Below are 16,450 nucleotides of genomic sequence, written 5' to 3'. Positions count from 1 at the left end.
GCCGCCGGACCTCAAATTCCGGCCATTGCATTACTCTTACAAAATATTGACGTTTGCGTAAACGTCAAATCTGTATCGAGCGCTGAATTTTTGGTGAAGCGATGAGCTGGCTCCCAAGATGGAGGCAAGGCAAAATACCGCTCCTGAGATCGTCGATGCAGCCGGAACATAAGAATAGCAGGCCATTCGAGAGCAGAACCAGAATAAAAGGTTAAGACTTCGACGAAACTTAACGAGTTGTTTACCACGTTTCGTAAATTGTATGTGTTGAGCAGCAATGCTTCGCGTTTCTTCATCTTATCCTTTGGGGGACGCCGTTTTGCGGCTCGGTTTGAGGAAAGCCAATACATTTATCCCTTTCCCGATGGCGGGATGCGGACAGCGCGGAGATGTCGCGATGTCCTCGCCCTGTCGGTCCGGTGGCCCGAGTGGTCCATAGTTCGAAGCGAGCAAAGACATGAGCGGATCGCGATCAAATCCTACCGGCACGGGCGACTGGGCGTCGCTGGATGCTTTGAGCCGCACCATCGAAGGGCTGGAGGCCCGCATCGAGGGTCTGATGGGCACCGCCGCCTCGCGGGAGACGCACCAGCGCGTCGCGGCCGGCTATGGCGCAGTTCCGGGGCGTGCCGCCCCGCCCGAACGCATGTCGCCACGCACCGAGCGCGAAATTCCCGTCAGCCGACCCTATGAGCGTCCGCTGCGCGCCGAGCGTCAGGAGAGCGATGTCCGCCCCGATCCGCTTGCGGAAATCCGCCAGCGCCAGCGCGCACTTGAAGCAAACCGCGAGCGGCTGCATGCCCGCCGTGAGGAAATCACGCAGGCCGAACCCCAACCAGCCCGCCGTCCCCTCGATCCCTATAACCCGCGCCAGCCCCAGCGGCCTGCCGCTGAAAGCTCCATCGACATCGCCCAGGCGCTTGTCAGTCTTCGCCAGGATCTCAAGCGTGATATTGCCGAGAGCGTGACCCGCGAAGTCGGCGCGCTGCGCGCCGAAATCCGCGATATCCGCGAACATGCCGGCGACAAGCATTTTGCAGCAGACGTGCGCGAAGACATGGCGCGGCTTGCCGACAGCATCAACCAGCTCACCGGGCAGCCGGAGACGGCGGGCCTGAAGGCCGAGTTTGACGAGCTGCGTTCGTTGATGGACGGCCTTGCCCGCGAGGAATCCCTCCACCATGTCGAGCGCCAGGTAAAGGCGATCGATACATCAGGCCTGCAGGATGAACTCGTCTCGCTCGCCTACCGCCTCGACGATATCAAGCAGCACCTCGGCGGCATGAACGACAGCCCCGCCGTGCATGCGCTCGAAAACAAGCTGCTGACGATCGCAACGGCGATGGAAAGCCTTGGCAGCATGATGCAGCCGCAGGACCAGGCGATGCAGCGGCTGGAAGGGCGCATCGGCGGCCTTGCCGACCAGATCGATCTCATGAGCCGTGATGCCGCGCAGCGCCAGCCGGCCGATGATCTTTCCGGCCGTCTCGAAGCGCTTGCCATGCGCATCGATGAGCTGGGCGGCGCCAAGGCCGTTGCCCGCCTCGAAGAACGCATCGATGAGCTCTCGCACCTGATGGAGCGCTCGCAGAAGGTCACACCGCAGCCAGAACTCGTCAGCTATCTCGCCGACATCTCCCACAAGATCGATGCGCTGGAACATGGATCCGTCGGCAATGTGCTGGCGGACCGGCTGGATTACCTTGCTCGCCGTATCGACGAGATTGACTATCATCCGCCGGTCGCGGCAGCAGGCTTGGACGACACAATGGCCCGCCGGCTGGAAGGCCGCCTCTCCGATATCGCGGCGCGGCTGGAAGCCAGCACTGCGGCACCGGCAACAGATACGCAGGCGTTGCGCAATCTCGAAGACCAGATTGCCCACCTGTCCGCCTTGCTCGTCAACGAGCCACGAGCCGCCGTCGATCATATCCCTGTCGATCTCGATCGCCGGATGGGCGCCATCGAAGACTATATGGCGACGAATGACGAATACATCATCGAGGCTGCACGCCATGCGGCCGAAGCTGTCGTCGAGGCCTATTCGCGCGAAGGCGGGATCGGCGGCAGCGCGCAGGCCGGCGACATGGCGGCGCTGACCGCACTTGCCGAAGACCTCCGCCATCTCGAAGATCTCAGCCGCACCAGCGACGAGCGCACGCACCGCACCTTCGAGGCGCTGCACGGCACGCTGCTGCAGATCGCCGATCGGCTCGACCACATGGAACACCGCAGGCCGGCGCCCGCCATGCCCGCAGCAGCCTTCGAAAGCGATGTCTTCGCCGAAGAAGACGCGCCCGCCATCAAGCCGCCGATGGCTGCGCCGCAGAAGGCCGGCCCGATCATCCGCACGGTTGCACCTGCCGAAACTGCCGCCTCCTCCGAAGCCGCCGTTGCCGAAGCGATCGATGCCAACACGAAGGCCGAGATCAAGGCCGCCGCCAAGAAGAGCGGTTCGAAGGCCGGGCTGCTTGCCGGTCTCGGCAAGCGTTTCTTCACGCCGGAAAAAGCCGAGCCGATCTTCACGCCGGACCGTCCAGTCATCGAGCAGGCCCCTTCGATCGACCCCGCCGACGTCATGCCGGGAGAAGAAGCCAACGAACTGCTGGAGCCAGGCTCCGGCGCACCGGACATCAAGAAGATCCTTGAGCGCGTGCGCGCCAGCCAGAACTCCACGCGTGGCGGACGCCAACCAACCGAAAACGAGCGCGCCGACTATATCGCGGCCGCCCGCCGCGCCGCCCAGGCGGCGGCGGTCGAGGTCGACCAGACACAGCGTTCGGCACCTTCCTCCAAGAAGGACGCGAAGAAGGGTGGTGCGTTCTCGCGCTTCCGCCGTCCGATCCTGCTTGCCATTGGCGCGGCCTTGCTGGCGATCATGGCTTTCCCGCTTGTCAACACGCTGACACGCGGCCAGAAGGCGCCTGCGCCCGCTGAAGTCTCGACGATGGTTGCACCCTCAGACAGCGCAGCAACCAACAGCGTCGCCATCAATCCGGCTCCGACCAGCAACAATCCGGCGTCGGCCGTGAACCAGGCCGCGACGCCGGTTGTCTCCGCGACGGAAACGCCCGAAGCCCAGCCCGCGGCAGCTCCGGCCAATCCGGCAGTTGCCCCGACAAGCGGCCATCTGACGGCGGCAGCTCCTCTCGATGGCAGCCAGGCAGCAGGCGAAACCCTGGCGCCGGCCGGCAGCGCGCCCTCTGCACAGCAAACGGCAGCCTTCGTCCCCACCGACAAGACGGCGCCGGCCGCCGCCGCTCCGGCAGCCGCGGATATCCAGGTGCCCGACGGCATTCAGCCGCCATCGCTCGTGGCCGCCGCCAAATCCAGCGACCCAGTGGCCCTCTTCGAAATCGGCGCGCGCTACACGGATGGCCGCGGTGTCGCAGCAGACCTCAAGCAGGCGGCAAACTGGTATCAGCTTTCGGCCGACAAGGGTTATGCACCGGCGCAGTACCGGCTTGCCAGCATGTACGAGAAGGGCAACGGCATCGACCGCGATCTTGCCAAGGCCAAGGAATATTACGATCAGGCCGCCAATCAGGGCAATGCCAGCGCCATGCACAACCTTGCCGTCCTCTATGCCTCGGGCACAGTTGGCCAGCAGGACTATGATTCGGCGGCAAACTGGTTCATCCGCGCCGCCAACCTCGGCGTCTCCGACAGCCAGTTCAATCTGGCGATCCTCTATGCACGCGGCAATGGCGTGAAGACGGATCTGCAGGAATCCTACAAGTGGTTCGCGATTGCCGCAAAGAGCGGCGACAAGGACGCGGCGCAGAAGCGTGACGAAGTCGCCAACGCCATGAAGCCGGCCGATCTTGAGAGCGCGCGTGCCAAGGTCGATCTCTGGAAGGTACAGCCGGCCGATCCCAAGGCCAACGGCACCGACATTCCCGACGAATGGACCACCGGCAAGGGTGTGAACACCGCTTCCATCGACATGAAAAAGGCCATCCGCAATATCCAGGCGATCCTCAACAAGAATGGCTTCGATGCCGGCGCGCCCGATGGCTCCATGGGCGACAAGACAGTTGCGGCACTGAAGAGCTTCCAGAAATCCGTCGGCCTGCCACCGGATGGCCGCGTGACCGATCAGGTCGTCAAGGAGCTTCTCGCTCGCAACAAATAGCCCTGCCGAAATTGGGAATATGAAGATGCCGGCGCAATGACGCCGGCATTTTTCGTTTCCGGGGACACCACTGTCGTCACCGATCGTCCAATCACCGTCACAGAAATGCGGAAAAGGTCGCGCTAGAGTAAATTCGGCAATTCGAAAACTGAGGCGACACAGCTTTTCCTAAGGCTCTGGCAATGATTTCAGATTAGAATCCGCCGTTTAAGGGGAAAATGGTCCAGGCTGCGGTTACCACGCCGGAATGCCTGTAAGCGGGAACAACGTGTGACGATCTATCTGCCGATCGCAGAACTGTCGGTGAATATTCTCATTATTCTCGGCATGGGCGCAGCCGTAGGGTTTCTCTCCGGCATGTTTGGCGTCGGCGGTGGCTTTCTCATCACGCCCCTCCTCATCTTCTACAACATCCCGCCTGTCGTTGCGGTCGCAACTGGTTCCAATCAGGTCGTTGCCTCGTCGGTCTCAGGCGCGCTCACCCATTTTCGCCGCGGCTCGCTTGATCTGAAGCTGGGCACAATCCTACTTGCCGGCGGTCTGGCGGGCGCGACATTCGGCCTTTGGCTGTTCGTGCTGCTGCGACGCCTGGGCCAGATCGACCTGATCATCTCATTGATCTACGTGCTCCTGCTTGGCACCGTGGGAACCCTGATGCTGTGGGAGAGCGTGCGGGCCATGCGCCGTGCCGCCGGAAAACTGCCGCCGGCAACGGGCAAGCCGCGCCATCACAGCTGGGTGCAGCGCCTGCCGCTGAAGCTCCGCTTCAAGAAATCCAAGCTCTATCTCAGCGCCATTCCCGTCATCGGCCTCGGCTTCTTCGTCGGCATGCTGACCCCCATGGGTATCGGCGGCGGCTTCATCCTCGTGCCAGCGATGATCTATCTGCTGCGCGTGCCGACGAACGTGGTCGTTGGAACCTCGCTGTTCCAGGTTATCTTCGTGACGGCCTTCACCACCATCGTTCAGGCTGCAACCAACTATTCCGTCGATATCGTGCTGGCCTTCCTGCTGATGGTTGCGGGCGTCATCGGTGCCCAATACGGCGTGCGCGTCGGCCAAAGGCTGCGCGGCGAGCAGCTTCGCGCCCTGCTCGGTCTCCTCGTTCTCGCCGTCGGGCTGCGTCTTGCGATCGCGCTGGTGGTGACGCCGGCAGACGTCTATTCGGTCGTGCTGGAAGGCGTGAGCCGATGAGAGGTTTCGCGCTGCTCCTCGCCACGACCTTGCTGCTTGCGCCACTTACCGTCCAGGCACAGGTGCTGCTCGACCAGCCGACGACCTCGAACACATCGCGCGAAACGATGGAGATCGGCACCTCCACAAGCGAAATCGCCATCACCTCGGACTTTGCCGGCGCCGATCTGACGATCTTCGGCGCGCTCTCCAATACCGATCAGCTGCTTCTGGCAATCGGCCAATATGACATCGTCGTCGTGCTGGAGGGGCCACGCGAGAATGCCACGGTGCGCAGGAAAGAGCGCGTCTTCGGCATCTGGGTCAACACGCGCTCAATGACCTTCGAGCATGTACCGCAGGCCTATTCGCTGTCGAGTACGCGTGCAGTGGATAATATTACAGCCCCGCTGGAACTCAGCGACCGCGGCATCGGCGTCGACCATATTCCCCTCACCCCTGTAGGCTTTGTCGGCAATGTCGCCGATGTGCCGGAATTCCGGCAGGCCTTTCGGCGGCTGCAAACGGCCGGCGGCCTCTATGAGAGCGATCCGGCCGGCGTTCGCTTCGTCAGCTCCACATTGTTCAAGGCGACCCTGAGGCTTCCGGCCGACGTGCCGAACGGCGTGCACACCGTGCGCGCCTATCTCTTCAAGAGCGGCAAGTTCCTGAACGAAAAATCCCTGCCGTTGCGGGTCATCAAGACGGGCATCGAGCAGATGATAACCGACGCGGCGCATCAGCGGCCGATCGCCTATGGCGTCTTCTCGGTGCTGCTGGCTCTGGTGACGGGATGGGGCGCCAGCTTCATGTTCCGGAAAAACTGATCAACCGCTTTTCTTCCGATTGGCCACTTCAAGATAGGCCTCCGTCAATCGGCCGAGCACCGAAGGCGTGTCCGCCGGCAGCACCTTGCCGAGATGTTTGGCGCGAAGCTCGTCCATGAATTCTTCCCATAGCTTCGGGCCACCGTTTTCGAGTAGCTCGGCGCGGATCGACAGTTCTTCCGACACCGGAAGATGCTTGCGGCCCCAGGCGCCCATATGGGCAAAGAGCGGCACCAGGTCGATCGCCATCTCCGTGAGGCTATAGATCGCCTTCTGCTTGTGGGTGGGATCGTCCTCGCGAGTGAGAAGACCGCGCTCGACCAGCCGCTTCAATCGGTCAGCGAGAATATTCGACGCAATGCCCTCCTGCGATGCCTGCAACAGCTCGCGAAAATGCCGGCGATTGCCGAACATGATGTCCCTGATGACGATCAGGCTCCAGCGGTCGCCGAGGATTTCCAGGGTCAGATTGATCGGGCAGCCGGAGCGATGCAATGCGTCCATAAGGGTCTCCAAAAAACTGCTTGCATTTTGCCATCAGTCTATCTAATTTTCAACTGATTGCTTTTAGCAACCGGTTTTGATTATGATACAGTTATCGCGATGGAGGAATGTAATGAGGAAGCTTGTGGTCTGGAATCTCATGACGCTTGACGGCTATTTCGAGGGAGCCAATCCCTGGGACATCGATTTTCACATGCTCGCCTGGGGCGATGAGCTGGAGTGCCTGGCGACCGAACTCGGCAATGAAGGCGATCTGCTGATTTTCGGCCGCAAGACCTATGAAGGCATGGCATCCTATTGGCCGACCGACACGGAAACACCTGAGATCGGCGCCTATATGAACAGCATCGCCAAAATTGCGGCCTCGCGGACGCTGGACAAGGCGGACTGGAACAATACCCGCGTCGTCAGCAACATCGCCGCTGAAGTGAAAAAACTGAAGAATGAGCCCGGCAAGACCATCTTCGTCTTCGGCAGTGCCGAGGTTGCAGATGTGTTGCTCAAGGCCGGACTGGTGGACGAAATCCGCCTTTGCCTCGTTCCGGTCATTCTGGGTGGCGGCAACCCGCATTTCAAGCCGGCAACGGAACAGGTGCCGCTGAAGTTGCTCGAATCCAAAGCGCTCAAGACCGGCGGGCTGATCCTGCGCTACGAGCCGGTGAAAGCCGCCTGAGATAGCTGCGCAATTCCGGACGAAAAACCGCTACGCGCTTTTCTGGAATTGCTTCAGGCCGACAGATTGCCAAACCGAACCGAATAGATGCGGTCACGGCCGAGCAGATGGGCTATCAGGCTCTCCCGCTCGAACAGACCGGCCATGGCCTTGTGGCGAAGATCAAGGCCGCCGGTCATCACGCCGAAAGCGGGCATGAGCAGGCGGGCGCCATCCGTTGCAAAGCACGGGCGGCGCACCGACTTTTCACGACGACGGACGGTGGCGGAAGGATGCAGGTGGCCGGCAATCTCGCCAGCCTGCAGACCAGACTTCGGCTCATGACGGAATGTCAGCCCGCCATAATGCATCTCGTCGACCGAATGGCCAGGCAGATCGACCGTACCATCGGGATCATGATTGCCATTGATCCAGATCCATTCGCGGCCGCGCGCCATGGTGACGATCAGGTCGCGAAACTCTTCCGGCAGATGCTGCGAGCCGACGCGATCGTGGAAATTGTCGCCGAGCGAGACGACGAGTTTCGGATCGTATCGAGAAATGACGGCGGAGAGAACGGTCAGTGTCGCGAGTGTATCGTAAGGCGGCAACAGCATACCGCGGCGGGCGAAGGCAGCACCCTTTTCCAGATGCAGATCAGAAACGACGAGGATGCCGGCCTCAGGCAGATAGAGCGCGCCGAGCGGATCACAGACGGCAGCAACACCATGAACGACGGTATCGACGCCCGACGCAAGCGTCGCGCCGTTGCCTTGTCCGTTCATATCTCGCGCTAGCGCCAGGCGGTTCATCACCTTACCAATCTACCTTCTTCGTCCGTTTCGCAGCCCGCCTATTCCATCGCCTCGCGGATCAGATCGTCCGCCGCTTCGGCCAGCAGGGAATCATGCGCCTCGCCGGGCACCGGCACCTTGCCGATTTCCAGCATCACCGGCACGGCGAGCGGCGAAATATGATCCAGCGCGCGATGGGTGATGTGGCCCTTGATTCGCTTCAGCATATCCGCAAGCCGGCCAATATCCAAAAGTCCGGTCGCCGCATCCTGCCGCGTTGCCTGTAGCAGCATATGATCCGGCTCGTGGCTGCGCAGCACGTCATAGATGAGATCGGCGGAGACCGTCACCTGACGGCCGGTCTTTTCCTTGCCGGGATGCCGACGCTCGATCAAGCCGGCAATCACGGCGCAATTGCGGAAGGTGCGCTTCAACAGGAAGGATTCGTCAAGCCAGGCCTCAAGATCGTCGCCAAGCATGTCCTCGTCGAACAGATCGGAGAGGCTGAGATGGCCGTTGGCGATCATCAGCCCCATATCCTCCAGACCCCAGATGCCGAGAGAATAATCGGTGGCGACGAAGCCCATCGGCTTGGCCCCTGCCCGCTCCAGCCTTCGGGTGAGCAACATGCCAAGGGTCTGATGCGCCAGCCTCCCCTCGAAGGGATAGGCGACCAGATAGGCGCGGCTGCCGCGCGGAAAGGTCTCGATCAGGAACTCGTCGCGCTTCGGCAGCAGCGACTTCTCTTTTTGAATTTCCAGCCAGTCACGCACCTGATCCGGCAGTCGACGCCACCGATCTGGGTCGGCAATCATCGCCCGCACCTGATCGGCGAGATAGGTCGAAAGCGGAAACTTGCCGCCGGCATAGGAAGGAATTTTCGGGTCCAGCGAGAAGGCCTGCGAGGCCAAACACTCGCTCTCGCGGATGCCCTCGAAGCGCAGCACCTTGCCGGAGAAGAGGAAGGTGTCGCCGGGCGCCAGCTGCTCGACGAAATATTCCTCGACCTTGCCGAGCGGCGCCCCGCCTCGTCCGAGCGAGCCCAGCGCGTTGCGCTTGACCATGCGGATATTCAGCATCGCCTCTTCGACGATCGTGCCGAGGTTCAGGCGATACTGCTGGGCGACCTGCGGATTGGAGACGCGCCAGCGTCCATCCACCGTCTTGCGGATGCGGGCATAGCGTTCATAGGTTCTGAGCGCATAGCCGCCGGTCGCGACAAAATCGACGATGCGCTCGAAGGTCTCCCACGAGAGATCGGCATAGGGGGCGGCGCTCTGCACCTCATCGTAGAGTTCGAGCATGTCGAACGGCTCGGCGCAGGCCATGCCGAGCACATGCTGGGCGAGAACATCTAGCGCGCCCGCCCCGATCGGCGGCGTATCCTGCGCACCGATATAGTTGGCATCGAGAGCGGCCTGACATTCCATCACCTCGAAGCGATTGGCCGGCACCAGGATCGCCTTCGACGGCTCGTCCATGCGGTGATTGGCGCGGCCGATGCGCTGGGCGAGACGGCTCGCCCCCTTTGGCGCCCCGACATGGATGACGAGATCGACGTCACCCCAGTCTATGCCGAGATCGAGCGTCGAGGTGGCGACGACGGCGCGGAGACGGTTATCGGCCATGGCCGCCTCCACCTTTCGGCGCTGGCCGACATCGAGCGAACCATGATGCAGCGCAATCGGCAGATTGTCGTCATTGGCGGACCACAGCTCCTGAAACAGCATTTCGGCCTGGGAGCGCGTGTTGACGAAAAGCAGCGTCGTGCGATGCGCCTTCAGCTCGCGATAGATATCCGGGATCGCGTATTTCGCGGAATGGCCGGACCAGGGGATGCGCTGCTCGGTCGACAGGATCGATATGTCCGGCTTGGCACCGCCCTCGACGATGACGAGGCCGGCATGATGCTCCTCTCCCGGCTCTTGCGCCACCAGCCATTTCTGCAGGTCCATCGGGTCGGCAACGGTCGCTGAAAGGCCGATGGTCTGCACGCGCGGCGCAAGCCTGCGGATACGGGCAAGACCGAGCGACAGCATATGTCCGCGCTTGGAGGTGACCAGCGAATGCAATTCGTCGAAGACGATGTATTTCAGATCCTTGAAGAAGCGCTCGGCCTCGCGATTGGCCAGCAGCAGTGCCACCTGTTCCGGTGTCGTCAGCAGGATATCGGGCGGATTGAGCTTTTGCCGCTGCCGCTTGCCAGACGGCGTATCGCCGGTGCGGTTCTCGACCGATACAGACAGCCCCATCTCCGAAACCGGCTTCATGAGATTGCGCTCGATATCGACGGCAAGCGCCTTTAGCGGCGAGATGTAGAGCGTATGGATGCCGGTGAAGGCCGAGCCTGGCGGGATCTTGCCGCGCCGGGTGAGATCGGTGAGCGACGGCAGGAAGCCGGCAAGCGTCTTGCCCGCGCCCGTCGGCGCAATCAGCAGCGTGCTTTCACCGGCCTCGGCGCGGGCAAGCAGTTCGAGCTGATGCGCGCGCGGCTGCCAGCCCTTTTCCGCAAACCAGCGGAGGAAGGGTGCAGGCAAGGCGAGACGGTGCTCGGGGTCGATCTGGTCCATGGGGCTAAATGTAATGGATATGCTACGGATGAGAAGCTGCGGATATTTGAGTTCGCATCTTTGGCTTCAAGGTTTGCGGAGAGTCTGTACCCCCCTCTGTCCCTTTCGGGACATCTCCCCCACATGGGGGGAGATCGATAACCTGTGGCACCTGCTTGCCTCAAACAAACATTGTGTCTGCAGGGATTAAAACAAGATGCCTGTGGAAGCGTTGCTGCATGCTCCAAACGATCTCCCCCCATGTGGGGGAGATGTCACGACAGTGACAGAGGGGGGTATCGGGCGCACGGCATATGCCGAACTTAGTTACCTCCAGCCTCGCTTCAAAAAAGGAATTGACTCCCAAAATAATCATAGATAAAAAATATCCATGATTAGAGAGGCGGCCAAGACATGAAGCTCGGAGACGGTGTCGAACAATCCATCCACTGCGTCAGCATGCTGGCGGGTCTGTCGGATGGCAGCGTGCTTTCGGCGGCGGCCCTTGCCGAATTTCACGGCGTCTCGGTCAGTTATCTCTTGAAGCATCTGCAGGCGCTTTCGGGTGCCGGCATTCTCGATACCGTGCCGGGACCGAAGGGCGGCTATCGGCTCGCGCGAAAGCCGGAGGCCATCACCCTGCTTGACATCGTGCTGGCTGCCGAAGGTCCGGCGCCGGCCTTTCGCTGTTCGGAAATCCGGCAACGCGGCCCGAACCCGCTGGAGGGGCGCTATTTCGTCAAGCCATGCGGCATCAACATCGCGATGCTGGCAGCCGAACGCGTCTATCGGGCCGAACTGGCCAAGACGAGCATCGCCGATGTGCTGACCGATCTCCGCGAGACGGATACGGACGGCGGCATCAATGCCAGGGGCTGCGCCTTTCTCGAGATCCATGAACGTAAGACCAAAAACTGAACCCGCAAGAACCAAAGCCCAAGGAGAAGACCATGCATCCCCGTTTCAATTTTGCCAAAGCCTCGCCCGACTCCTACAAGGCCGTCGCCGCGCTGGAAAACTTCGTCCAGAACTCGGGCCTTGAGCGCCGCTTCATCCACCTGATCAAGCTTCGTGCCTCGCAGATCAATGGCTGCGCCTACTGCGTCGACATGCATGTGAAGGAAGCCCGGCACGACGGCCTCAGCGAGCAGTGGATCAACCTGATGTGCGTCTGGTGGGAATCGCCCGTTTATGACGATCGCGAGCGTGCCCTGCTCCGCTGGGTCGATTCCGTCACCAAGATTGCCCAGACGGGCATACCGGATTCGGACTACGAGCCGCTGAAGCAGCATTTCAGCGAAGAGGACATCGTCAAGATCACCGTCGCGATCGCCACGATCAACGTCTGGAACCGCCTTGCCGTCGGTTTCCGCTCGCAGCATCCGATCGATGCGCCGCACAAGGCAGCTTGAAGCCAGCCTCCAGAACGCAAAAAGCGCGGGACCGAAATCCCGCGCTTTTCGTTTGTCTTCACCTCAGCGAACCGAGATCGACTATAATCAGGCAGCAGCCGAAGCGAAGCCTTCAGTCGAGACTTCCGAGATGGTCTTCAGAACCTGCGAAGCGATCTGGTAGGGGTCGCCTTGCGAGTTCGGGCGACGATCTTCGAGGTAGCCCTTGTAGTCGTTCTTGACGAAGGAGTGCGGAACGCGGATCGAAGCGCCGCGGTCGGCAACGCCATAGCTGAACTTGTTCCACGGAGCCGTTTCGTGCTTGCCGGTCAGACGCTTGTCATTGTCCGGACCGTAGACGGCGATGTGAGCTTCGAGGTTCTTGTCGAACTGAGCCATCAACGCTTCGAAATAGGCCTTGCCGCCGACTTCGCGCATGAACTTGGTCGAGAAGTTGCAGTGCATGCCCGAGCCGTTCCAGTCGGTGTCGCCGAGCGGCTTGCAATGGAACTCGATGTCGATGCCGTACTTTTCCGTCAGGCGCTGCAGCAGGTAGCGAGCCATCCAGATCTGGTCGGCAGCGCGCTTGGAGCCCTTGCCGAAAATCTGGAATTCCCACTGGCCCTTGGCCACTTCGGCATTGATGCCTTCGTGGTTGATGCCGGCTTCCAGGCAAAGATCGAGATGCTCTTCGACGATTTCGCGAGCGATGTCACCGACATTGCTGTAGCCGACGCCGGTGTAATACGGACCCTGCGGAGCCGGGTAGCCGGATTCCGGGAAGCCGAGCGGACGGCCGTCCTTATAGAAGAAGTATTCCTGCTCGAAGCCGAACCATGCATCTTCGTCATCGAGGATGGTTGCGCGGCTGTTGGATGCATGCGGCGTAACGCCATCCGGCATCATGACTTCGCACATGACGAGTACGCCGTTGGTGCGAGCCGGGTCCGGATAGATGGCGACGGGCTTCAGCACGCAATCCGAGCTACGGCCTTCGGCCTGCAGCGTCGACGAACCATCGAAGCCCCAAAGCGGAAGCTGTTCGAGCGTCGGGAAATCGGCAAATTCCTTGACCTGCGTTTTACCGCGCAGATTCGGCACCGGGGTGTACCCGTCGAGCCAGATGTACTCGAGCTTATATTTCGTCATTAACGCACCTCATAACAGTTAATCAGGCGAAGTAGAAAAATTTGCCGGCGCGCCCGCCGAAAAAACCTTCACTACAAGCGGCTGCCATATGACATGCATTTGACATGCCAGATCGCGCAGACATCCCATTCGATCCGCGAAGTTTTTACAATTCTGGAGCTTTTGCGGGAATTTCCGGGCGCTAAATGCCGGATTCTTTTCGAATCGCGAGCTGCCCGACACCAGAGGGCTGCCAACTTGTCGCACCCCTATCGGTGGGGTTCAGCCTGGAAAATTGGCAGGTGGAAACAGCGGCGGCGGGTCTCGCCAAAAGGGAATTGCCTATAATTTCAACGTTTAGCATTTTTTTTGAGCAAAATGCTGATATTTGCCTTGGGGTTTGCTATATATGAGTTGTCTCTTCAAGCGCGCCCGCTTGAAAACCAAAAGGGAGAGACAGCGAATGGCATTCATTGCTCGCCATGAAACGGCAAAGATCTATCAGTTTCCCGTTGCGGCCCGCCCGACGGCGGTGAACCAGCGCCCGAAGGTCAACCTCACGCCCGATATCGGCGCAAGCATCGCGACGGCTGCATTTGACAGCTGGTATCACGAAGCCGCGATCGTTGAATCCGACGAGACCCGCAAACAGTAAATCGCTGGCCCCTTACAAGGCGATGTAACGATCCGAGCGGTGATTGATCGCGAGGAAGAGATTGAGGGCGATTGCGCCCAATACCGAGCAGATGACCACGAAAGGCGTGGTCACCGCGAAGGCGACTGCGAGTACGCACAGGTCGACCGCAAGCTGCACCAGCCCTGCCCTGATGCCGAAACGCTCCTGCAGATAAATCCCCAATATGCCGACACCGCCGAGGCTCGCTCGGTGGCGATAAAGCGCGAGCAGGCCGAAGCCCAGCAGGATGCCGCCGAGAAGCGCCGACCATAGCGGATTGATATGGGCAACGTTGAACAGGAGCGGCTGCAGATTGGAAAGCAGCGAGGTCAAAGCAATAGCGATGAAGGTCTTGAAGGTGAAGGCGGGACCGAGCTGCTTCAGCGACAGATAGAAGAACGGCAGGTTGACCACGAAGAAGGCCAGGCCGAAATTCACGCCGATGGCATAATGCAGCAAGAAGGCGACGCCGGCAGTACTGCCGGTCAAAAGACCCGCGCTCGAAAGGCAGAAAAGCCCAAGCGCCGAAACCAGACTTCCGGAAAATATGCCCTGGATGTCCTCGACCAGCGAATGCCGGGTCGCGGATGTGTTCCAGACGCCAAAAGCGCTCCTTGCGTTCGCCATGTGCTTTCCCCTTTGTTCCCGGGCTTTCTGCTGAAAGCCTCGGTTACAATCAAGAGAAAATATGTAAGCAATGCTGACCTATTTGATATTCGCAAGATTCGAATAATCAGGCGGATTTGCGCGTAATGAACAGAATGCCATGGATCGGTTTTCCGCCATCCATGCGAATGACGCTGCGTGACAAATCTTGCACCGCAAAGCCATGCGTGGCCAATACCTCCCTGACATAGGCCTCCGAATGGGCAAAACGCAGGGAATCGCGCAGCACATAGCCCGCCGGCTGCTCTGCATCCTCGACCGAAAAGGCGAAGACGGCCCCGTCAGCCGCCAGCTCACGCACGATCGCCATCACCCCTTGCAGATTGCCCAGATACATCAGGACATCGGCGGCGGTGATCAGGTCCGCACGCGCCGGCGCGAGCCCGGCGTCAAAAATGCCCGACAACGAAGGCTCCAGCGACAGATCCGCCTGACCGAGATGATCATAGACGTGCTTCTCGGCAGCCTTTGCGAGCATGCCCTTCGACAGATCGTAGCCCTCGAGCCGATCCACACGGCCGCGTATCTCCGGCCCGAAAAGCCCCGTGCCGCAACCGAGATCGACGGCGAGGCGAAAATGCTCGGGAATATCCGCCGCCCCGGCAATCAGAGCCGCAAGCTTGCCGGGCACGCTATAGCCAAGCTTCCCGACCAATGAAGTCTCGAAGCGATCGGCGTAGTCATCGAACAGCCGCTCGACATAGAGGCTCGGCGGCCGGTCGGGCATATCGGCGCCACCGAGAACTGCAAGCTTCAGGCGGGCGCCGAAGACATCGCCCGCATCGAGCGCGAGCACCTCATTCAGCGCCGTGATCGCGCCCGGCGCATCGCCAGCCTTTTCGCGATAGGTGGCAAGGGTGAACCAGCCGGCAGCCCAGCCCGGCGCCAGCTCCAGCGCCTGCTCCATCAATTCGGCGGCGCTGGCGGGCTCACCGCTTTCCGCAAGCATCCTGGCGTAATCGGCACGGCGGTCGGCAATGACATCGCCGGAGGAAAGCTGGCTCGGCAGCATGGTTTTCATCCTGTTTGACGACCGGCTTTGGACGCGGCCACAAAAAAACTCAAGTCCTATTTCAGGCAGACGCGTGTTTGAGGTGAGTGCCGGGCAAAAGCGCTTGCGCGTTGCGGGCCGCAGCCCTATCTCAAAACCGACTGCCATTATGGAGACGTCAGCATGTCCGATCAGGTGAACAGATTTCTCGGCGATTCGCCGGGACGCACGGTGGTGAAGCTCATCGTCGTGTCACTCGTCGTCGGCTTCCTCATGAAGTTCTTCGGCTGGCGGCCGCTCGATTTCCTGTATGGCTTCCGCCGCTTCGTCGTCGATCTCTGGCACAGCGGCTTTGCGGCGCTGGGCGAATTCGGCGATTATCTGATGCTCGGGGCAACCATCGTCATCCCGCTCTTCATCATCCTCCGATTGTTCAATCATCGCCGCTGACATGAATTCCCAGACACTAAATTACTCGCGCCGCTATGCGCTGCGCCTCGCCGCGCTTGCGCTCGCCGCCTCCATCGCCAGTTGCGCCACGCCGCCTACCCGCGTTTCCAATACGCCGGCCAGCGACCAGACCGCGTCGGCTCTGCCGCTCGTCAATGCGCTGCGCGCCAAGAACGGGCTGCCGCCGCTGAAGATCGATGCCGCCGCCAGCAACGCCGCCGCCTACCAGGCGCGGCGCATGGCGGATGCCGGCAAGATGGAGCATCTGATCGGCATCGGCGACGATTTCGGCAAGCGCGTCAAGGCAAGCGGCGTCAAGCTGCCGGCCGCCGAGAACATCGCCGAGGGCCAGCGCGACGTGAACGCCGCGGTCACGGCCTGGATCAATTCGCCGAAGCATTTGCACAACATGCTCGGCAAATATGACGGGCTTGGTGTCGCTCTCTCCTCTTCCCCCTCTTCCGGTGGCAAGCCTTATTGGTCCATGGTGCTGTCCTCGGATTGAGGAGGCACA

The 16,450-nt window shown here is 60.8% G+C and carries 15 protein-coding genes; 9 read left to right on the top strand and 6 right to left on the bottom strand.

Features of this window, described 5'->3' with window-relative positions; all coding sequences use genetic code 11:
• The first annotated feature begins 457 nt into the window (after positions 1–457).
• The 3 genes from ACQZ6F_RS23780 to ACQZ6F_RS23770 all read left to right on the top strand — a co-directional run bounded on the left by ACQZ6F_RS23780 (position 458) and on the right by ACQZ6F_RS23770 (position 6,135).
• The gene (locus tag ACQZ6F_RS23780; RefSeq protein WP_449094317.1) at positions 458–4,135 is read left to right on the top strand and encodes a peptidoglycan-binding protein; all 3,678 of its coding nucleotides are present in this window, start codon (positions 458–460) and stop codon (positions 4,133–4,135) included.
• 270 nt (positions 4,136–4,405) lie between these two features.
• A complete protein-coding gene (locus tag ACQZ6F_RS23775) occupies positions 4,406–5,329 on the top strand; it encodes a sulfite exporter TauE/SafE family protein (protein WP_449094316.1) in 924 nt (307 codons plus the stop codon).
• Positions 5,326–6,135: a TIGR02186 family protein gene (locus ACQZ6F_RS23770; RefSeq protein ID WP_449094315.1), complete on the top strand. Its 810-nt coding sequence runs from the start codon at positions 5,326–5,328 to the stop codon at positions 6,133–6,135. The genes ACQZ6F_RS23775 and ACQZ6F_RS23770 overlap by 4 nt, the downstream gene beginning before the upstream one ends.
• Here the strand turns inward: ACQZ6F_RS23770 and ACQZ6F_RS23765 are convergent, their stop codons facing one another.
• Positions 6,136–6,639: a winged helix-turn-helix transcriptional regulator gene (locus tag ACQZ6F_RS23765; RefSeq protein ID WP_077468650.1), complete on the bottom strand. Its 504-nt coding sequence runs from the start codon at positions 6,637–6,639 to the stop codon at positions 6,136–6,138.
• A 112-nt stretch (positions 6,640–6,751) separates the two neighbouring features.
• Between ACQZ6F_RS23765 and ACQZ6F_RS23760 the strand changes: the two genes are divergently transcribed.
• Positions 6,752–7,312: a dihydrofolate reductase family protein gene (locus tag ACQZ6F_RS23760; RefSeq protein WP_449094314.1), complete on the top strand. Its 561-nt coding sequence runs from the start codon at positions 6,752–6,754 to the stop codon at positions 7,310–7,312.
• A 53-nt stretch (positions 7,313–7,365) separates the two neighbouring features.
• Here the strand turns inward: ACQZ6F_RS23760 and pdeM are convergent, their stop codons facing one another.
• Positions 7,366–8,103 carry a ligase-associated DNA damage response endonuclease PdeM gene (gene pdeM / locus ACQZ6F_RS23755; protein ID WP_449094313.1) on the bottom strand — a complete coding sequence of 246 codons (738 nt, stop codon included), beginning with the start codon at positions 8,101–8,103 and terminating at the stop codon, positions 7,366–7,368.
• Positions 8,104–8,144: 41 nt separating this feature from the next.
• Positions 8,145–10,655 carry a ligase-associated DNA damage response DEXH box helicase gene (locus ACQZ6F_RS23750; protein ID WP_449094312.1) on the bottom strand — a complete coding sequence of 837 codons (2,511 nt, stop codon included), beginning with the start codon at positions 10,653–10,655 and terminating at the stop codon, positions 8,145–8,147.
• Positions 10,656–11,048: 393 nt separating this feature from the next.
• On the opposite strand from ACQZ6F_RS23750, the gene ACQZ6F_RS23745 reads away from it, so the two are divergent.
• Together ACQZ6F_RS23745 and ACQZ6F_RS23740 are read left to right on the top strand one after the other, a co-directional pair.
• A complete protein-coding gene (locus ACQZ6F_RS23745) occupies positions 11,049–11,552 on the top strand; it encodes an RrF2 family transcriptional regulator (RefSeq protein WP_449094311.1) in 504 nt (167 codons plus the stop codon).
• 32 nt (positions 11,553–11,584) lie between these two features.
• Entirely contained in the window at positions 11,585–12,046 is a 462-nt protein-coding gene (locus ACQZ6F_RS23740) for a carboxymuconolactone decarboxylase family protein (protein ID WP_077468644.1), read from the top strand.
• An 87-nt stretch (positions 12,047–12,133) separates the two neighbouring features.
• On the opposite strand, the gene ACQZ6F_RS23735 is transcribed toward ACQZ6F_RS23740, so the two are convergent.
• Positions 12,134–13,174, bottom strand: a complete 1,041-nt coding sequence (locus tag ACQZ6F_RS23735) for a glutamine synthetase beta-grasp domain-containing protein (RefSeq protein ID WP_068397343.1) — start codon at positions 13,172–13,174, stop codon at positions 12,134–12,136.
• Between the two features lie 442 nt (positions 13,175–13,616).
• Here ACQZ6F_RS23735 and ACQZ6F_RS23730 point away from each other — a divergent pair, with 442 nt between their 5' ends.
• Positions 13,617–13,808, top strand: coding sequence for a DUF2735 domain-containing protein (locus ACQZ6F_RS23730; RefSeq protein WP_068397346.1), 192 nt, complete (start codon positions 13,617–13,619; stop codon positions 13,806–13,808).
• A 12-nt stretch (positions 13,809–13,820) separates the two neighbouring features.
• Here ACQZ6F_RS23730 and ACQZ6F_RS23725 read toward each other — a convergent pair whose 3' ends face one another.
• Complete coding sequence (locus tag ACQZ6F_RS23725; RefSeq protein WP_449094310.1) at positions 13,821–14,456, bottom strand: YitT family protein; 636 nt, start codon at positions 14,454–14,456, stop codon at positions 13,821–13,823.
• Between the two features lie 106 nt (positions 14,457–14,562).
• Positions 14,563–15,507, bottom strand: coding sequence for a methyltransferase (locus tag ACQZ6F_RS23720; protein ID WP_449094309.1), 945 nt, complete (start codon positions 15,505–15,507; stop codon positions 14,563–14,565).
• 162 nt (positions 15,508–15,669) lie between these two features.
• On the opposite strand from ACQZ6F_RS23720, the gene ACQZ6F_RS23715 reads away from it, so the two are divergent.
• Both ACQZ6F_RS23715 and ACQZ6F_RS23710 read left to right on the top strand, forming a co-directional pair.
• Positions 15,670–15,936 carry a DUF6460 domain-containing protein gene (locus ACQZ6F_RS23715; protein ID WP_068397352.1) on the top strand — a complete coding sequence of 89 codons (267 nt, stop codon included), beginning with the start codon at positions 15,670–15,672 and terminating at the stop codon, positions 15,934–15,936.
• Between the two features lies 1 nt (position 15,937).
• Positions 15,938–16,441, top strand: coding sequence for a CAP domain-containing protein (locus ACQZ6F_RS23710; RefSeq protein ID WP_449094308.1), 504 nt, complete (start codon positions 15,938–15,940; stop codon positions 16,439–16,441).
• Positions 16,442–16,450 lie beyond the last annotated feature (9 nt).

The sequence above is a fragment of the Rhizobium sp. A22-96 genome (assembly GCF_053521805.1).
The sequence above is the reverse complement of the archived record's forward strand: the minus strand, read 5'-3'. Positions and strand labels throughout refer to the sequence as shown.